The organism is Treponema sp. Marseille-Q4132 (assembly GCF_014334835.1).
Lineage (GTDB): Bacteria > Spirochaetota > Spirochaetia > Treponematales > Treponemataceae > Treponema_D > Treponema_D paredis.
On record NZ_CP060591.1, the window covers coordinates 467,183 to 483,340 of the forward strand.

17 protein-coding genes and 1 tRNA gene are annotated in these 16,158 nt (G+C 50.5%); 16 read left to right on the forward strand and 2 right to left on the reverse strand.

From position 1 onward, the window contains the following. Window positions 1-495, forward strand: coding sequence for a deoxycytidylate deaminase (locus H9I35_RS02170; protein ID WP_016520187.1), 495 nt, complete (start codon window positions 1-3; stop codon window positions 493-495). 103 nt (window positions 496-598) lie between these two features. Here H9I35_RS02170 and H9I35_RS02175 read toward each other — a convergent pair whose 3' ends face one another. Continuing rightward, the gene (locus H9I35_RS02175) at window positions 599-2,053 is read right to left on the reverse strand and encodes a monomeric [FeFe] hydrogenase (RefSeq protein WP_187420017.1); all 1,455 of its coding nucleotides are present in this window, start codon (window positions 2,051-2,053) and stop codon (window positions 599-601) included. A gap of 175 nt (window positions 2,054-2,228) precedes the next feature. Here H9I35_RS02175 and H9I35_RS02180 point away from each other — a divergent pair, with 175 nt between their 5' ends. The 7 genes from H9I35_RS02180 to H9I35_RS02210 all read left to right on the forward strand — a co-directional run bounded on the left by H9I35_RS02180 (window position 2,229) and on the right by H9I35_RS02210 (window position 8,504). Continuing rightward, window positions 2,229-2,804: a biotin transporter BioY gene (locus tag H9I35_RS02180; RefSeq protein ID WP_187420018.1), complete on the forward strand. Its 576-nt coding sequence runs from the start codon at window positions 2,229-2,231 to the stop codon at window positions 2,802-2,804. Then, window positions 2,801-3,586 (forward strand): energy-coupling factor ABC transporter ATP-binding protein, encoded by a 786-nt coding sequence (locus H9I35_RS02185; protein ID WP_187420019.1) that lies wholly within the window; start codon window positions 2,801-2,803, stop codon window positions 3,584-3,586. The genes H9I35_RS02180 and H9I35_RS02185 overlap by 4 nt, the downstream gene beginning before the upstream one ends. Next, window positions 3,580-4,242, forward strand: a complete 663-nt coding sequence (locus H9I35_RS02190; RefSeq protein ID WP_187420020.1) for an energy-coupling factor transporter transmembrane component T family protein — start codon at window positions 3,580-3,582, stop codon at window positions 4,240-4,242. The genes H9I35_RS02185 and H9I35_RS02190 overlap by 7 nt, the downstream gene beginning before the upstream one ends. A gap of 135 nt (window positions 4,243-4,377) precedes the next feature. Further along, window positions 4,378-4,842 (forward strand): transcriptional regulator NrdR, encoded by a 465-nt coding sequence (gene nrdR, locus H9I35_RS02195; RefSeq protein ID WP_016520192.1) that lies wholly within the window; start codon window positions 4,378-4,380, stop codon window positions 4,840-4,842. Next, window positions 4,839-6,956, forward strand: coding sequence for a ribonucleoside triphosphate reductase (locus tag H9I35_RS02200; RefSeq protein WP_187420021.1), 2,118 nt, complete (start codon window positions 4,839-4,841; stop codon window positions 6,954-6,956). Before nrdR ends, H9I35_RS02200 begins: the two co-directional genes overlap by 4 nt. A 214-nt stretch (window positions 6,957-7,170) precedes the next feature. Beyond that, the gene (gene nrdD, locus H9I35_RS02205; protein WP_187420022.1) at window positions 7,171-7,725 is read left to right on the forward strand and encodes an anaerobic ribonucleoside-triphosphate reductase; all 555 of its coding nucleotides are present in this window, start codon (window positions 7,171-7,173) and stop codon (window positions 7,723-7,725) included. Beyond that, window positions 7,722-8,504 carry a radical SAM protein gene (locus H9I35_RS02210; RefSeq protein ID WP_187420023.1) on the forward strand — a complete coding sequence of 261 codons (783 nt, stop codon included), beginning with the start codon at window positions 7,722-7,724 and terminating at the stop codon, window positions 8,502-8,504. Before nrdD ends, H9I35_RS02210 begins: the two co-directional genes overlap by 4 nt. 278 nt (window positions 8,505-8,782) lie before the next feature. Here the strand turns inward: H9I35_RS02210 and H9I35_RS02215 are convergent, their stop codons facing one another. Continuing rightward, window positions 8,783-9,013 carry a hypothetical protein gene (locus tag H9I35_RS02215; protein WP_187420024.1) on the reverse strand — a complete coding sequence of 77 codons (231 nt, stop codon included), beginning with the start codon at window positions 9,011-9,013 and terminating at the stop codon, window positions 8,783-8,785. On the opposite strand from H9I35_RS02215, the gene H9I35_RS02220 reads away from it, so the two are divergent. The 8 genes from H9I35_RS02220 (at window position 8,978) to H9I35_RS02255 (ending at window position 16,005) form a co-directional block, all read left to right on the forward strand. Further along, window positions 8,978-9,050: transfer RNA gene (locus H9I35_RS02220), tRNA-Met, on the forward strand. The genes H9I35_RS02215 and H9I35_RS02220 overlap by 36 nt on opposite strands. Before the next feature lie 71 nt (window positions 9,051-9,121). After that, window positions 9,122-10,066 (forward strand): ornithine carbamoyltransferase, encoded by a 945-nt coding sequence (argF, locus tag H9I35_RS02225; protein WP_187420025.1) that lies wholly within the window; start codon window positions 9,122-9,124, stop codon window positions 10,064-10,066. Window positions 10,067-10,154: 88 nt separating this feature from the next. Beyond that, window positions 10,155-10,589 carry a hypothetical protein gene (locus tag H9I35_RS02230; protein ID WP_187420026.1) on the forward strand — a complete coding sequence of 145 codons (435 nt, stop codon included), beginning with the start codon at window positions 10,155-10,157 and terminating at the stop codon, window positions 10,587-10,589. 10 nt (window positions 10,590-10,599) lie between these two features. Continuing rightward, a complete protein-coding gene (locus tag H9I35_RS02235; RefSeq protein WP_187420027.1) occupies window positions 10,600-11,586 on the forward strand; it encodes a DHH family phosphoesterase in 987 nt (328 codons plus the stop codon). 420 nt (window positions 11,587-12,006) lie between these two features. Continuing rightward, the gene (locus H9I35_RS02240; RefSeq protein ID WP_187420028.1) at window positions 12,007-12,960 is read left to right on the forward strand and encodes a 3-hydroxyacyl-CoA dehydrogenase; all 954 of its coding nucleotides are present in this window, start codon (window positions 12,007-12,009) and stop codon (window positions 12,958-12,960) included. A 143-nt stretch (window positions 12,961-13,103) separates the two neighbouring features. After that, window positions 13,104-14,018, forward strand: a complete 915-nt coding sequence (locus H9I35_RS02245; protein ID WP_187420029.1) for a helix-turn-helix domain-containing protein — start codon at window positions 13,104-13,106, stop codon at window positions 14,016-14,018. 83 nt (window positions 14,019-14,101) lie between these two features. Further along, on the forward strand, window positions 14,102-14,755 hold the full coding sequence (gene rdgB / locus H9I35_RS02250) for an RdgB/HAM1 family non-canonical purine NTP pyrophosphatase (RefSeq protein WP_187420030.1): 654 nt from the start codon (window positions 14,102-14,104) through the stop codon (window positions 14,753-14,755). Between the two features lie 389 nt (window positions 14,756-15,144). Continuing rightward, the gene (locus H9I35_RS02255) at window positions 15,145-16,005 is read left to right on the forward strand and encodes a flagellin N-terminal helical domain-containing protein (RefSeq protein WP_187420031.1); all 861 of its coding nucleotides are present in this window, start codon (window positions 15,145-15,147) and stop codon (window positions 16,003-16,005) included. Window positions 16,006-16,158: the final 153 nt, after the last annotated feature.

Below are 16,158 nucleotides of genomic sequence, written 5' to 3' on the forward strand. Positions count from 1 at the left end.
ATGGCGGACGAAACGAAATACGCGCGCCCGAGCTGGGACGAATATTTTATGGAAGTATGCCGCACGGTCGCAAAAAGGGCAACCTGCGACCGCGGCAGAAGCGGCTGCGTCATCGCGCGGGATAACCAAATCCTCGTGACAGGCTACGTCGGAAGCCCCGCGGGGCTTCCCCACTGCGACGACGTCGGGCACTTGATGAGGAAAATGATCCACACGGACGGCACGATTTCACAGCACTGCGTCAGGACCGTACACGCCGAACAGAATGCGATCTGCCAGGCGGCAAAGCGCGGCATCGCGATCGACGGCGCAACGGTGTACTGCAAGATGACGCCGTGCCGAACCTGCGCCATGCTCATCATCAACTGCGGCATAAAACGCGTCGTATGCGAAATGCACTATCACGATGAAAAAGATTCGCTCGATATGTTCAAACAGGCGGGTATTCCGATCGAACACGTAAACGATAAAACGCAAACATACAGCAATATGTAGATCGGTTTGCATATCGGTACGCTCTTCGATTCATCTTTGCGCTCCCGAACCTGCATCGCTCTTAACAATAAAACCGCACGGTTCGGAAGCGCTGTTCGATTTATTATGTTCCGCCTTTTGTATAGGCGGTAAGCAGTCCTTCGGCAACACCGGGATTCGTGATGACCGACGGTCCTCCGATACAGCCGCATTCGCACGCCATCACTTCGATGAGATTCGGAGTGCTTTCGTTTTTCGCAATTTTCCCCTGATTTATCATTCCGTATGTCGCAAGCTTTTTCATACCGGCTCTGTCGAGTCCGTTGATTTTGGCGGCTTTGAGGATGCTTTGATCTTTCAGACGCACCCGCACCGCTTCCGCTACCCCGCCCGTTTTTGCAAAACCTCTTCCCGTCGCAGTCGGAACGTGTTCGGGCAGCTTTGCCGGAAGAGAAGCGATATCGATATCCTTTGCGATAAAAAAGGCACGGAGTTCTTCGACCGAAAGCACGTAATCGACCGCATCGTCGTCAAATCCTTCCCGCCGCTTTGCAAGGCAGGGGCCGATAAACACGGTAACGCAATCGACATCTTTTTGTTTTGCGATTTCCGCGGTATAGTGCATGGGGCTTCGCGTTTCGGACACGCAGGGCTTCAAAGCCGGCACGTGAATGTTTACGGCGCGCACGTATGCCGAACAGCACGACGTCGTCATAAGCACATCTCCCCGCTCCATACGCTCTTCGAATTCCTTAGCTTCTTTATCCGCGCAGATATCCGCGCCGAGAGCGACTTCGAGCACGTCGTCGAAGCCCAGAGCCAAAAATGCCGCTTCAAGCTGACCGGGAGCGGATTTGAATTGAGCTGCGATCGACGGCGCATAAAGGGCGACGACACGCCGTTTTTTTTGCATGATATGTTTGATAACGTCGACGAGCTGGCTTTTATCCATCATCGCACCGAAGGGGCATTCGCTCATACAGCGCCCGCAAAAGATGCATTTATCGTAATCGATTTTTTCGTGCCCCGTTTCGTCTTTACTGATCGCGCCGACCGGGCAGGCTTCTTCGCAGGGTACGGGAATTTTGATAACCGCATGATACGGACAGTTTTGCATGCACAGCCCGCAGTTGACGCACTTCGCTTCATCGATAACCGCTCTCCGGTCTACCGTGATCGCTTTGCGCGGACAGTTCATCATGCACGGACGCGCAAAACAGCCCTGACACGCGTTCGTAATCATATAGTGCGTTTTGACGCATGCGTTGCACGCATCGTGCAAAACGGTGAGCATGGGCCAGGTCGGGGAATCCCGTTCGAGGGCGTCTTTCGCGTATTCTGCAAGCGGACGGTCGTCGTCGTAATTTTCGATCGATATGCCGAGCCGGGCAAGGACTCTCATGCGCAAAATCGCCCTGTCGTGGTAGATGCAGCAGCGTATCGGCTTTGAATCGAGCGGCGCCATTTCGCGCGGGATATAGTGCACACCTTCGGCAAGTTTTCCGTCGAGTTGGAGCCGTGCAATACGCACGAGAATTTCGCGTTTTACGTTTGCAGCGTAATTGTTGATATTGAGCATCGTTTTTCCTTATACAATATTTTGTTTACGTGCGGCAGTATAGCATATTTTTACAATTTACGCCAGAAATAGAATGCAAACACACGGCGCAATTTCAAATCTCGTGCCGGGAAAATACTCGCATTTTAATTGTCAACCTATTGCACTCATAAAACACAAATTGTAAACTGAAGACATGAAAATAAACAACACTCGTTTTGTATTTATCGTTTTGTTTGCGGCGATCATCTGTGCAGGTTGCTTTATCGCAGTCCCCATAGGCCCCGGAGGTATTCCGATCGTCATGCAAAATATGTTCGCCGTTCTCGCAGCTCTCACGCTCGGCGGCTTCGGCGGATTTTTTTCGGGGCTGCTCTTCGTCGCGGCAGGCGCGCTCGGACTTCCCGTTTTTTCAGGCGGCGCGGGCGGGATTGCGCGCCTTTTGGGGCCGACGGGCGGATTTCTCATAGGCTATATACTGGCCGCCCTCGTCGCAGGCTGCATCGCACAAAAACCCCGCGCAGGTGAAAAAGCCTTCAGCGCAAAAAATATCGTAAAGCTGTCGCTCGCCTCTCTTGCAGGATTTACGCTCATCTATGTTCCGGGCATTCTCCGCTTTATGCAGCTGACTCACCGAAGTTTTTCCGCATCGATTGCGGCCTGCCTCATTCCGTTTATCCCCGGAGATCTCATAAAGCTCGCCCTCTCAGTTCCGCTTGCGGCAAAGCTCCGCACGGTCGCTGCCCGTTATTTTACCGACAAAGGCGAATGACTCAAGACGATTTACTTACGCAGGGCACTTGGTTTTCGAACGGCGCTTCCCTTTCCGTCGACAAGGTGACGAAAACCTTCCCCTCGTATGAGGGGGAACAAAGGTTTACAGCGCTTTCGGAAGTATCTTTTTCGCTTTGCGAAGGAGATGCGGCCCTCATCGCGGGGGCGAACGGTTCGGGAAAAAGCGTACTCATGTCGATCATCGCTTCCCTCGACAAAGCCGATTCCGGTACGGTGGAAATCCTATGCGACGGAAAGGCCGCGCACTGCGGACTTGTATTTCAGGAAGCCGAAATGCAGCTTTTGGGAGAGACGCCGATCGAAGACGTGATGTTCGGCTTAAAAAATATCGGCTTAAAAAAAGGGGAAGCCGAACGAAAAGCGCTCGACGTGCTCGCCGAAGTCGGCCTTGCGGGAAAAGAAAAATCGAGTGCGCGATTTTTATCGGGAGGTGAAAAAAGACGGCTTGCCGTCGCGGGCATCATAGCGCTCGATATGCCGCTCGTCATATTCGACGAACCTTATGCGAACCTCGATTATTCGGGCGTACGGCATGTGAACGCTCTTATCAAACTGCTGAAAAAAAAAGGAGTGACGATCATCATCCTCACGCACGAACTCGAAAAATCGCTCGCGCTTTGTAACCGCTTTATCGTGCTCTACCGCGGAAAAAAAGTATTCGACGGAAAACCCGCCGAAGGATTGGCGCAAAAGCTCGAAGCTTGGGATATCAAAAATCCGCTTGCTTCCTATAAAAATCTTCGGGATCTCGAATGGTAAGGCTTTTCGCTTATCGAAGCGGTTCGTCTTTTTTGCACAAATGCGATGCGCGCGTAAAACTCATTTCGCTTTTTGTGCTCGGCACCTTCGTTTTCATCCTGCCCCGAAATGCCGCGATCGACTGCATCGCAATTTTTTTTGTGCTTTCCCCGGTAATACGTTTTCCTTTAAAAGAAATCTTTTTATCGCTCAAGCCCGTTATGTATTACGCGCTTATACTCTATATTTCGTCGATAGTATCCGCCCTTTTCGCTCACGCACCCTTTCCGCTTCCGTTCATCCCTTGCGAACGCGACATCGTCATTTTGTGCCGCCTCGCCCTCGCCTTTTTAATTGCAAACTCGATCTACCGCACGACAAGCCCCCTCGAACTTAGAGAAGCCGTCGAATCGATTGAAAAAGGCGTCGTACGGATCTTTCGAAAAAAAACGGAATACCGCCGTCTCCTTTTTTCGGAATCCTTTTCGCTTTTAATCGTACTCATCCCGGAAGTATTCGCCGTCTGGCAGGCGGTTTTTCGCGCGTGGAAAGCGAGGCGCGGAAAAAAAGGTATCCGCATGATAATAACGCTTTTTCCGGTTTTTATCTCCGTGTGCATGAAGCGTACCTATGTAATGTCGCTCGCTCTAAAATCCCGGCGGCCGGAAAACACGTAAAAATCGCAAAAAAAACGGAAAATTTTCGATGCGACATCTTGCCAGATCAGCTATAGCGTTGTATAGTATTAGCATATCGTTTAAAACGCTATATTTAGAGTACAAATTTTAAATAATTTGTTATAAGGGATCGATATGCGGTGTCCGTATTGCGGAAGTCTTGACGACAAAGTTATAGAATCGCGTGCGATGGCGAACGGTGAAAGCATCAGGCGGCGTCGCGAATGCCTCGGCTGCGGCTACCGTTTTACGAGCTATGAGCGTATCGAAGAAAAACCCTTTATGGTCGTAAAAAAAGACGGAAGGCGCGAGCCCTTCGAGCAGGCAAAGCTCGAAAAAGGCATCAGCCGCGCCCTCGAAAAGCGGCCGGTGTCGATGCGGATGGTCGAACAGATCGTATCCGAAATCGAAGACAAAGCCGTCATGAGCGGAAAAGTGAGCCGCGAAATCTCGACTGCGGAACTGGGGGAACTCGTGCTGCAGCGTTTGTATGAAATCGACAAAGTGGCGTATATCCGCTTTGCTTCGGTATATAAGCACTTCGAAAACCTCGACGAATTCATCACCGAGGTAAAAAACATAGAGGGGAAACGGATATGAGCGGTCAGGCAGTATTTCCGGAATGGCGGAATTTTTTGGGCGGGAGCGGAGACAAAGAAACGGCGGGATTTATTAAATCCGTCGTAAAGCGCTCGGGCGACATAGCCTCTTACGATCGCAAAAAAATCGAATCGGCGATCGGACGCGCAATCGAAGCGGTCGAAAAGCGAAAGGATCCCGAACGGGCGGAAAAGCTTACGGACGCAGTGGAAGAAAGGCTCCGCCTGCGCCTTGCGGGAAGCAGAACGCATTCGATTCCCGCCATCGAAGAGATTCAGGACGATGTCGAAAGCGTCCTCATCGAAAACAACGAAGTCGAAGTCGCAAAAGCGTATATCCTCTACCGCGCGCGGCACGAAGCCATCCGCGATGCGAAAAATCTCATGCTCGACATCAATAAAACGATGGACGAATATTTGAGTCAAAGCGATTGGCGCGTCAAAGAAAACGCGAACGTCAATTTTTCCCTCGGCGGTCTCATTTTGAGCAATTCCGGCGCCGTTACCGCAAACTATTGGCTCAACAATATCTATCCGAAAGAAGTGGCGGACGCGCATAAAACGGCTGCCTTCCACATTCACGACCTTTCAATGTTTTCCGGCTACTGCGCGGGCTGGTCGCTGAGACAGCTCATTCAGGAAGGGCTCGGCGGCGTTCCGGATAAAATCACATCGACGCCGGCAACGCACCTTTCGACGCTCGTCAACCAAATGGTAAACTTTCTTGGCATCATGCAAAACGAATGGGCGGGCGCTCAAGCGTTCAGCTCTTTCGACACCTACCTTGCGCCCTTCGTCAAAATCGACAATCTTTCGGAAAAGAGCGTACGGCAGTGCATTCAAAGCTTTTTGTTCGGCGTCAACACGCCGAGCCGCTGGGGAAGTCAAGCGCCCTTTACGAACGTCACGCTCGACTGGGTGTGTCCCGACGACCTCAAAAACAAAAAAGCGATCGTAGGCGGCGAAGAGCAGGAGTTCACATACGGCGACTGCCAAAAAGAGATGGATATAATCAATAAGCAGTTTATCCTACTCATGCTCGAAGGAGACGCTTCCGGACGGGGCTTCGGCTACCCCATTCCGACGTACAATATCACAAAGAATTTCGAATGGGAAAGCGAAAACGCGGAACTGCTTTTTAAAATGGCCTCACAATACGGCACTCCCTATTTTCAAAATTTCGTCAATTCCGATTTGAATCCGAGTGACGTGCGCTCCATGTGCTGCCGCCTCCAGCTCGACAAACGCGAGCTTCGAAAACGCGGCGGCGGACTTTTCGGTTCCGACGAATTTACCGGTTCCCTCGGCGTCGTCACGATAAACCTCCCGCAGATCGGTTTTCTCGCAAAAGACGAAAAAGCGTTTTTCAGACGGCTCGACTACCTCATGGACATCGCGCGCGACAGTCTGTGCATAAAGCGCAAAGTGATCAAGCACCTCCTCGATACGGGGCTTTACCCCTATACGAAGCGCTACCTGCACACGCTCGACAACCACTTCAACACGATAGGGCTCTGCGGCATGAACGAATGCTGCCTCAATTTCCTCGGCACATCGATCGTCGATCCGAAAGGCAAAGCTTTTGCCGAACGCGTACTCGATTATATGAGAAGCCGTCTCGCCGACTATCAGGAAGTAACGGGAGAGCTTTTCAACCTCGAAGCGACACCCGCCGAAAGCACGTCGTTCCGCCTCGCTTCCCACGACAAAAAGAATTTTCCGGGAATCATCACGAGCGGCACGGACGAAAGCCCCTTTTATACGAATTCGACGCAGCTTCCCGTCGACTATACGTCCGACATCTTCGAAGCTCTCGATTTACAGGAAAGCCTGCAGACGCGGTATACCGGAGGCACGGTTTTCCATACCTTTATGGGCGAGCAGATAAAAGACTGGAGGGCGTGCCGCGATTTGGTAAAAGCGGTTACGGCGAACTACCGCGTACCTTACGTGACGATTTCTCCGACCTATTCGATTTGCCGAAGCCACGGCTATTTGAACGGCGAGCACTTCGAGTGTCCCAAGTGCAAAGCGGAAAAGGAAAGAGAGCTGCGTTTAAAGCTCGAACGACTCGAAAAAGAAAAAGCGGCCGTGCTTGCATCCGAACGCGCGTAGCGCTGTGCCGAACGGCAGGGCTGCTGCCGGGAGTGCAGCCGATTTTTTGCATTACACGCTATTCGTTTTGAGAATACGGTTTTTCATGCTGACGCCCTATAAATATAGCGTAAAAAACTTGACAAACGGTCAAAACAACACTATAATTAGCGTATAGCATTTATGTAATACATATATGCCATATCTACAACTATGGGCTTAGGGGGAAATTGTCATGGCTGAACTGAAACGAACGATCAGAGAAATCGATGCGGATATCGAAGCGACGAGGGCGGCGCTTTCGGACGTACACGGATCGGAAACCGAAGTATACGCGCGCATAGTCGGCTATTACCGCGCAGTCCGCAATTGGAATAAAGGCAAACGCGAAGAATACGATCACCGGAAAATGTTCGCCGTTCCCGAAAATGCGGCGTACGAAATTACCGAAGCGGACCGCACATGCGAGTGTGCATCCCCCGCGCGAGTTACGCAGCCTTCGGCAAAAGCGGCACTTTCGTACAAGGCGGATTTTGAAAAAGAAGGCAGGTGGGAACTCTTTTCAAGAAAAACCTGCCCGAACTGCCCGCCGGTAAAAGCGTATATGACAAAGCTTTCAATGAGCGGTAAAACGATCGACGTCGATACCGAAGAAGGACTTGCCGAAGCTGCAAAAAAAGGCGTATTCGCTTCTCCGACGGTCATCGTCTATGACGAATCGGGCGAAGAAAGCGCACGATGCCACAGCGTTGAAGAGCTCGACGCAGTATTCGCTTCCGTCACGGCATGACGGAAAGTTCGATTCCCGAAGCGCTTCTGCACACAAAAGCCGGTGTTCTCGTAAAGACGACGCTCGTCGATTTTCCCGGCCGCGTCGCCTCCTCTCTTTTTTTGCGCGGCTGCAATCTCCGCTGTCCTTATTGTTATAATACGGGTCTCGTACTCGGCGGAAAAGCGGCGGCGGACGATATCTATGCGACGGCGGAAGAAGTTTTTTTCCACCTCGAAAAACGGAAAAACGTTCTCTCGGGGTTTGTCGTAAGCGGCGGAGAGCCCCTCGTAAATCCGCTTACGCCCTACCTCATCCGTTATGCAAAAGCGCTCGGCTACCGCGTAAAGCTCGACACGAACGGCACATTGCCCGACGAACTGAACGCTCTTATCGAAAACGATGAAATGAGGCCGGACTTTATCGCGATGGATATAAAAAGCTCCCCGTCGCGCTACGGTAAACTTTTGGGCAGCTTGAAAACTCAGGACAAATCGGCTGCGGTAAAAATTGCGGAGGATTTTTTTTCCCGCATTGAAAAGACCGCCCGCCTCACATCTTCTCTTCCGCCTTCTTCGCGCGAATGGAGAACCGTACTCGTCCCGACTCTCGTAACTAAGCGCGACATACGGGAGATGGCGGCCCTGCTCCCTTCAGACGCATCGTGGAGATTTGCGCAGTTTCGAAACGAAAACTGCATCGATCCCGCATATAACGATATCGCCCCGTACTCCGACGCGGAAGCCGCTTCTCTCGTCGCATACGCAAAAACCTTTATTAAAGATTCCGAACTCCGCTGACCCGAAAGATGCAAGCCAACTGCATTTTACCGATACGGTTGTTCACGTACGTTCCCCCTTTATCGAAGCGGTATGCCGTCGATAACCGTTTTTCAAATTGCAAGAATCTTGCAGTTCTTGCACGAATTCTTGCAATTCTTGCAATTCTTGCAGTTCTTGCAGTTTTAGAAAACTTACCACTCCGGTATAAGGACACCAGAAATGTAGACACAGAAAATAAACGTATAATTAAAATACAAAAGGCGGAACGCGAGGCAGCGGAACTGCCGCCGAGCTGCTCAGACCGATGGCAAGCAAACTTTTTCATAAAAAGTTTGCGCAGTCCGATTCCAATCACGGTCTGCCGCAGCGAACGGCAGGGCTGCTGCCGGGAGTGCAGCCTGTTTTTTGCGATAACGGTTATTTTCTTTAAAATACAGTTTCTGGTGTCCTTGACAAAATAAAGCGAAATATGCTATGCTCGGTTTTATCACGGCGGCATAGCTCAGTTGGTAGAGCATACGGCTCATATCCGTAGTGTCTGTGGTTCAATCCCACATGCCGCTAATAACTTTACACGATTGTGCGCGGGTAATTTACAAAACTTTCCATTCAAGCTACTATATCACCCATAAGTTATGGAAACATTTAAAGCTCCGTTTAAGGGAAGGTCTCTCCTCAATTGGATCGATTGGTCGCCGGACGAAATCGAAACGCTGCTCGACATCGCATGTACCGTAAAAGCGGAAGCGAAACGGGGAGAAGTTCACGCACGCTTTGCCGGTAAAACGATTGCACTCATTTTCGAAAAACGATCGACGCGCACGAGAAGCGCATTCGAAAGCGCGTTCGGCGAAGAAGGCGGTCATCCGGTTTTTATGTCGACGCAGGACATCCAGCTCGGTGCAAAAGAATCGGTTAAAGACACGGCTCGTGTGCTCGGCAGGATGTTCAACGCGATCGAATTCCGCGGCTTTAAGCAGGAACACGCAGAAGAGCTTTCTCTCTGGTCGGGCGTTCCCGTTATCAACGGGCTGACCGACGCCTTTCATCCGACACAGGCGCTCGCCGATGTGATGACATTGAAAGAGAGGTTCGGAAAACTGAAAGGACTCAAATGGTGCTTTTGCGGCGACGGCAGAAACAACGTCGCGCGGAGTCTCATGCTCATTTCGGCAAAGCTCGGAATCGATTTTTCGATCTACAGTCCGAAAGAGCTTTTTCCGGACCAAGCGATTCAAAACATCTGTGCGCCGTTTGCATCTCAATCGGGAGCAAAGATCACACTCGGCGAAGATAAAAACGTCGTCCGCGGCGCCGACTGCCTTTATACCGACGTGTGGGTATCGATGGGAGAAGAAGCGCTCAAAGATGCGCGCACAAAACTGCTCTCGCCTTTCCGCGTAACGGAAGAGCTCATGAGAGAAACGGGAAAATCGACATCCGTCTTTATGCACTGTCTGCCTGCGGTAAAGGGCGAAGAAGTAAGCGAAGCGGTATTCGAAAGCGAAGCGAGTATCGTATGGGACGAAGCGGAAAACAGAAAACACACGATAAAAGCTATTATGCTCGGTATAATATGACGATACATAAAATAAGCGGTTTTTCCGCGCATAAAGCGCGCCCCGCAAACTCGATTACCGGTTTTAAGGAGTTTTTATGGGAGTTGTTATGAAAAAGATTGCTCTGTGTTTTGCAGCCCTTGTGCTCGGCGCCGCAGCTTTGACGGCGCAAAAAACAACGCAGCCGAAGCTCGACGAAAGCAAATGGTCTTCCGTTACCTATTTCTCCGTCCCTCTGTATAAAATCCTGCAGACGGAAGACGCATACGTCGTCATCTATGCAAAAAATAAAGTCGGAGCGGCTTCGACGATAATTCCGAAAAAATGGGCGAAGGGCAATGCCGAAAATCCGCGCAAATTGAAATTCCGCACGGTGCGCGGAACGCTCCAGCCATTTATGACGGTCGTCAAAGATAACGGCAAATTTTTGCGTGTCATTTTAAGCGTCCCCCCGACAAAGAACACCGATTTTTGGGGATTGGCCGATCCGAATAAAGTAACGGATACCGACAAAGATACGCTCGAAGAACTCGACTTAAACTGAGTAATTTTTTATGAAAGCACTCACCGAAGCGGATGCCGCATCGTTTGGCGATTTTATCGATCGGCATGATTTTTTTTACATCTGCGGTCACAAAGAACCCGACGGCGACTGTGTCTGTTCGTGCATCGCGCTCGGTATGCTCGTGCAAAAAAAGGGGAAAGAATTCCAGCTGCTTTCCGCAGGACCCTTTAAGCGTACCGAAATAAAGCGATATGAAAATCGTTTTTCTTCTTCGATGCGTTTTTTAAGCGAAGAAGAGCGCAAAAAGAGCGCGCTCATCATCACGGACTGCTCGGAATACGTGCGGCTCGGAGACATCGACGGCGACTTGAAAAACCTTGATACCTGCGTCATCGATCACCACAAAACAGCCTCTGCTCCCGAAGGCGCCCTTTGCATCATCGACTCATCTTCCCCCGCCGCCTGCGCGATCGTTCAGCTTTTATATGAAAGCGTCGTCGGGTGCATACCGAAAGATGCGGCGGAAATTCTTTTTACCGGCTTGTGCACCGATACGGGATTTTTCCGCTTCCTCGAATCTGATTCTGCCGAAGTGTTCAAAGCCGCCGCCCGCCTCGTCGAAGCGGGCGCAAATCCGAGAGCGACCTACGACTTTATTACCGGCGGAAAGCCTTACGAAACGCGGAAACTTCTCGGCACCGCTCTTTCCCGCGCGGAACGTTATCTTGACGGAAAACTCATCGTCACGAGCGAAACGACGGACGATACGCAAAAATGGGGCACCGAAGGCCGCGATTCGGATGCGCTGTATACGCTGCTTCTCGCTTCGGAAAAAACGCTTGCTGTCGTTTTCGTGAGACAGGAAAGCGAACATTCGTGTACGATAGGATTCCGTTCGCGCGGAAACGTCGACGTGAGCGCCATAGCGGCAAAATTCGGCGGCGGCGGGCACAAAAACGCGTCCGGCGCAAGTTCCTGCGGAAGAATCGATACGCTCATCCCCCAAATCGTCAAAGAATTCGCCCGCGTTTTATAGCTTATAGAACATCCTTCCCACTTTTCACATGTCTTTCGATATGCATCCAAGTCACCCGCACCAGAAACTATATTCTCTAAAAAAAAACCTATAACATAAAAAATCGGCTGCACTTCCGGCAGCAGCCCTGCCGTTTGCGCGGGGAACTTCGCGCTTCGCGCTCGTTGCAAGTGCCGTGACAGACCGTAATCGGAATCGGACTGCGCAAACTTTTTATTAAAAAGTTTGCTTGCCATCGATCTGAACGGCTCGGCGACAGTGCCGCTGCCTCGCGTTCCGCCTTTTTTATTATATGTTTTTTTCTTGCGTATACATTTCTGTTGCGGTCGACATGACGGTATACCACGCATTCGTTGACATCTCCCGTTCGGGAGGATAAGATATATTCATCGGAACGGAGTATCGATAGGAGGCATGTATATGAGTATTAAAAAGGTTGTTGTAGCGGGCGGCGGCGTTTTGGGAAGTCAAATCGCATTTCAAGCGGCATACAAGGGATTCGATGTTACGATATGGCTGCGTTCCGACGCATCGATCGGGCGCTCTCAGCCTAAAATCGACCGGCTGCACGGAATATATCTTGCCGAATTGGCCGATGCCGAAACTAAAATCGGTACAAAGGGCGCAAGCTTTTCAAGAGGTCTCATACAAGACGGCGAACATATAAGCGCCGAAAAAATTGCCGAACTCAAAAAAAATGCCGAAGCGGCATATAAAAACCTTAAGCTCACAACCGACCTTGCTTCGGCAGTCAAAGACGCCGACATCGTCATCGAAAGCATGGCCGAAAATCCTCAAGCGAAAAAAGACTTTTACGACGCGCTTTCAGCCGTCCTTGAAGATAAAACCATCGTCGCGACGAACTCGTCTTCGATGATGCCGAGCATGTTCCGCGATCACGTTAAAAATCCGAAACGCTATTTGGCCATCCACTTTGCAAACAATATCTGGCGTAACAACATGACCGAAATCATGGGACACGACGGAACCGATCCTGCCGCATTCGACGCGGTCGTCGCCTTTGCCAACGACATCGGCATGATACCGCTCAAAGTTCTAAAAGAACAGCCCGGCTATCTTCTCAATTCCATGCTCATACCGTTTTTAACGGCCGGCGAAGCCCTGCTTGCAAACGAAGTCGGAGATGTAAAAACCATCGACTTGGCATGGAAACTCGGCACCGGAAGCCCACTCGGTCCCTTCCAAATCCTCGATATCGTCGGTTTGGAAACGGCGTATAATATCACGTCGAATTATCCCGACGCATCCGACCCGGCTTCGCTCCACGGACGCATCGCAAAAATCCTCAAAGGGTATATCGACCAAGGAAAAACGGGCATAAACGCGGGCGAAGGTTTTTACAAATACAAATAAACTTATCTCCGCAGCTTTTTTACTTGAAACACCGATCGATATCCGGTCGGTGTTTTTTTTACGCCGCATAAAAATCGATCCGCACATAGCTTGGCATAAACATTGCTTTTCATTTTATACCCTAAACGAAAGGAGGTATGGATATGAAACGAATCGATGATTTGCCAAACTTGGTACAAGCGGGAACGATTTCAACAGAAGAAGCGGTTAAAAAAATTGCCGAATATATTTACCGCGAACCCTACCGTTTCGGTCTTGCAGGATTCGATGACGATTTCAAAAGCGAAATCATCCTCACCGTCTTGCAAAAAGGCGCACAGGTTTTCAAACGGTTCGACAAAAATTGCGGCGCGTTCGGTTCTTACCTCTACGCTTTCGTGCAGGGTTTGATTTTGACGCAAAAACGCGAAGAGATACGGAAATTTATCGCCGACAGCAATATGAAAGCTTTTTCGTACTCTGAAGACTCGGAACGAACGGATGAAAGTCCTCCCCTCATCGTCGCGGAAACGAAAGCCCGATACGCGCCCGTTTCAAATACGAAAATCTGGAAAGCGCTTACGCGAAGATGTAAACCGAAAAGCGCAAGCGATGCGAAAACCGCTCTCATCCTCGCGCTGAAATCGAGCTATTATATTCCGGCTTCTTCGGTCGACGAAGTAAGTTCGTATTGCAAATTGCAGAGCGCGGAACTGCAGCGTCTCATCGCCGAACTCAATTCGCTTTTGTATTCGAGAATCGAACGGCGCAATATGATCGTCAGGCGGCGGGACAACGCGTATTATTTTCATCGAAAATATTATATGCAGCTCAAACTCTGCGATAAAGAAAAAACCGATACCGAACTGCTGCTGAAAAAATACCGCAAGCAGACGGAAAGCTGGAAACGGAAAAATAAAGAATTGCAGCAAAGCCGCTGGCGGGTATGTCCGACAAACAAAATGATTTCGAATATACTCGGCATCTGCGAACGGCAAGTAAGCCACTACATCACGAGGGCGCAAAAGCTCATACGCGAAAAAGAAAGAGAAACCGAAACGGCGGATATCCCCGAATAAAGCGCGGAAAGGACACGGAAAATAAAAGAGCGAAGTTCCGTCCTCGCGTTGCGAAAATATTGCTTCCGCTGTATGATGGATGTATGAAGCTCTACCTCGCTACGAACAATGCGCACAAAAAGCGCGAAGCGTCCGAAATCTTTTCGCCGCATGAAATCGTCATTCCGGCGGACGAAAGAATCGATTTTGATCCCGAAGAAACGGGTGCGACTTTTTTCGAAAACGCTTTGATAAAAGCGCGCGCCCTCTACGACATCGTGCATTGCCCCGTCATCGCCGATGATTCGGGTATTTCGGTCGATGCGCTCGACGGGAGACCCGGCATTTTTTCTTCCCGTTACGGCGGTCGGGATTTTCCCCGAGGCAGAATGGACGGCAAAAAAACCGCACAAGATGCGCAAAACCGCTTTCTCATCGAAGAGCTGAACGATGCGCTTTCCGGAAATACGGGCGATTGTCGTTTTTTGCACGGCAAGCGGAGCGCGCATTATACGTGTTCGATGGTGCTCTATTTGGGAGGCGAGCGCATGTACGCCGCCCAGGAAACGATGGAGGGAGAAATCGTCCCGTCGATCGAAGATGCACGCGGAAACGGCGGATTCGGCTACGATCCGATTTTTTTTATCCCCGAAATCGGAAAAACCGCAGCTGAACTTTCCGACGAAGAAAAAAACGCAATTTCCCACCGCGGAAAGGCGGGCCGCAGTATGCAGAGAATCATCGAAATGCTCCTGTGATACACATAGAGCAACCGTACCGGAAACCATATTCTCTAAAAAATAGTATGTAGTAAAAAATCGGCTGCACTCCCGGCAGTACCGCTGCCTCGCGTTCCGCCTTTTTTGTTTATCTGTGCACTTTTTTATATATACATTTCCGGTACGATTGCCCTTAATGATACATCCCCAAAAGTGAAAAAAAAATTAAAAAATCGCTAAAGTTTTTTGTCCTCCGTGCCGATATTGAGTAAGGATTGGAATTTGCGGCGCGACTTGTCAAGCCGTACCGCCGTAAATTTACGATCCCCTTGCAGAAAAGTGTAGATGTAGCCTTGTAACACAGATGCACTTTTTTGCAAACCGGCAGAAAGGATTCTGCCGTACATCTATTCCACGGAGGAATACCTATGGTTATCAACCACAACATGTCGGCATTATTTGCCAGCCGCCAGCTCGGCGTCACCGGTGTCAGTCTTGCAAAAGATATGGAAAAGCTTTCATCGGGCGAACGGATCAATCGCGCGGGAGACGATGCGTCGGGACTCGCCGTATCTGAAAAGATGCGCAGCCAAATCCGCGGTTTGAATCAAGCGTCGACGAACGCTCAAAACGGCATCAGCTTTATCCAAACGACGGAAGGTTATCTGCAGGAAACGACGGACATCATCCAGCGTATCCGCGAATTGGCCGTCCAATCGTCGAACGGTATCTACAGCGATGAAGACCGCATGCAGATCCAAGTCGAAGTTTCTTCCCTCGTAGAGGAAATCGACCGCGTTGCAAGTTCCGCTCAATTCAACGGTATGAACATGCTCACCGGACGTTTCGCCCGCCCGACGGGAGAAAACACTGTTACCGGTTCCATGTGGTTCCACATCGGTGCGAACATGGATCAGAGGATGCAGGTGTACATCGGTACGATGTCGGCGACGGCGCTCGGACTGCGCGTACTCGGTACCGAAGAAAAGGTTTCGGTCGCGACGCCGGAAGAAGCGAACCGCGTCATCGGCACGCTCGACGAAGCGATCAAGCGGATCAACAAACAGAGAGCGGATTTGGGTGCATATCAAAACCGTATGGAATACGCAATCCGCGGTCTGGACATCGCAGCCGAAAATACGCAAGCTTCCGAAAGCCGCATCCGCGACACGAACATGGCAAAACAGATGGTCGAGTTTACGAAAAACACCGTTTTGCAGCAGGCGGGAACGGCGATGCTCGCACAGGCGAACGCCCAGACGCAAAATGTCTTGTCATTACTGAGATAGTGTAGTACACTTTATAGAGGAAAATCGGGCACTGCCCTTTTTCCTTATATAATTGCAGCTATCGAGCATGTATTCGGACATGCTTCGTTCTTTGACAGTGTGCAATCCATAGGTTGTGGCGGCAGGAAAAATCGGCTTGCAAAAAGGCTGATT

Excerpts from the sequence above, each read along its gene's own strand:
- H9I35_RS02170 (WP_016520187.1), top strand. The coding sequence starts at position 1 with ATGGCGGACGAAACGAAATACGCGCGCCCGAGCTGGGACGAATATTTT.
- H9I35_RS02175 (WP_187420017.1), bottom strand. The coding sequence starts at position 2,053 with ATGCTCAATATCAACAATTACGCTGCAAACGTAAAACGCGAAATTCTC.
- H9I35_RS02180 (WP_187420018.1), top strand. The coding sequence starts at position 2,229 with ATGAAAATAAACAACACTCGTTTTGTATTTATCGTTTTGTTTGCGGCG.
- H9I35_RS02185 (WP_187420019.1), top strand. The coding sequence starts at position 2,801 with ATGACTCAAGACGATTTACTTACGCAGGGCACTTGGTTTTCGAACGGC.
- H9I35_RS02190 (WP_187420020.1), top strand. The coding sequence starts at position 3,580 with ATGGTAAGGCTTTTCGCTTATCGAAGCGGTTCGTCTTTTTTGCACAAA.
- nrdR (WP_016520192.1), top strand. The coding sequence starts at position 4,378 with ATGCGGTGTCCGTATTGCGGAAGTCTTGACGACAAAGTTATAGAATCG.
- H9I35_RS02200 (WP_187420021.1), top strand. The coding sequence starts at position 4,839 with ATGAGCGGTCAGGCAGTATTTCCGGAATGGCGGAATTTTTTGGGCGGG.
- nrdD (WP_187420022.1), top strand. The coding sequence starts at position 7,171 with ATGGCTGAACTGAAACGAACGATCAGAGAAATCGATGCGGATATCGAA.
- H9I35_RS02210 (WP_187420023.1), top strand. The coding sequence starts at position 7,722 with ATGACGGAAAGTTCGATTCCCGAAGCGCTTCTGCACACAAAAGCCGGT.
- H9I35_RS02215 (WP_187420024.1), bottom strand. The coding sequence starts at position 9,013 with ATGAGCCGTATGCTCTACCAACTGAGCTATGCCGCCGTGATAAAACCG.
- argF (WP_187420025.1), top strand. The coding sequence starts at position 9,122 with ATGGAAACATTTAAAGCTCCGTTTAAGGGAAGGTCTCTCCTCAATTGG.
- H9I35_RS02230 (WP_187420026.1), top strand. The coding sequence starts at position 10,155 with ATGAAAAAGATTGCTCTGTGTTTTGCAGCCCTTGTGCTCGGCGCCGCA.
- H9I35_RS02235 (WP_187420027.1), top strand. The coding sequence starts at position 10,600 with ATGAAAGCACTCACCGAAGCGGATGCCGCATCGTTTGGCGATTTTATC.
- H9I35_RS02240 (WP_187420028.1), top strand. The coding sequence starts at position 12,007 with ATGAGTATTAAAAAGGTTGTTGTAGCGGGCGGCGGCGTTTTGGGAAGT.
- H9I35_RS02245 (WP_187420029.1), top strand. The coding sequence starts at position 13,104 with ATGAAACGAATCGATGATTTGCCAAACTTGGTACAAGCGGGAACGATT.
- rdgB (WP_187420030.1), top strand. The coding sequence starts at position 14,102 with ATGAAGCTCTACCTCGCTACGAACAATGCGCACAAAAAGCGCGAAGCG.
- H9I35_RS02255 (WP_187420031.1), top strand. The coding sequence starts at position 15,145 with ATGGTTATCAACCACAACATGTCGGCATTATTTGCCAGCCGCCAGCTC.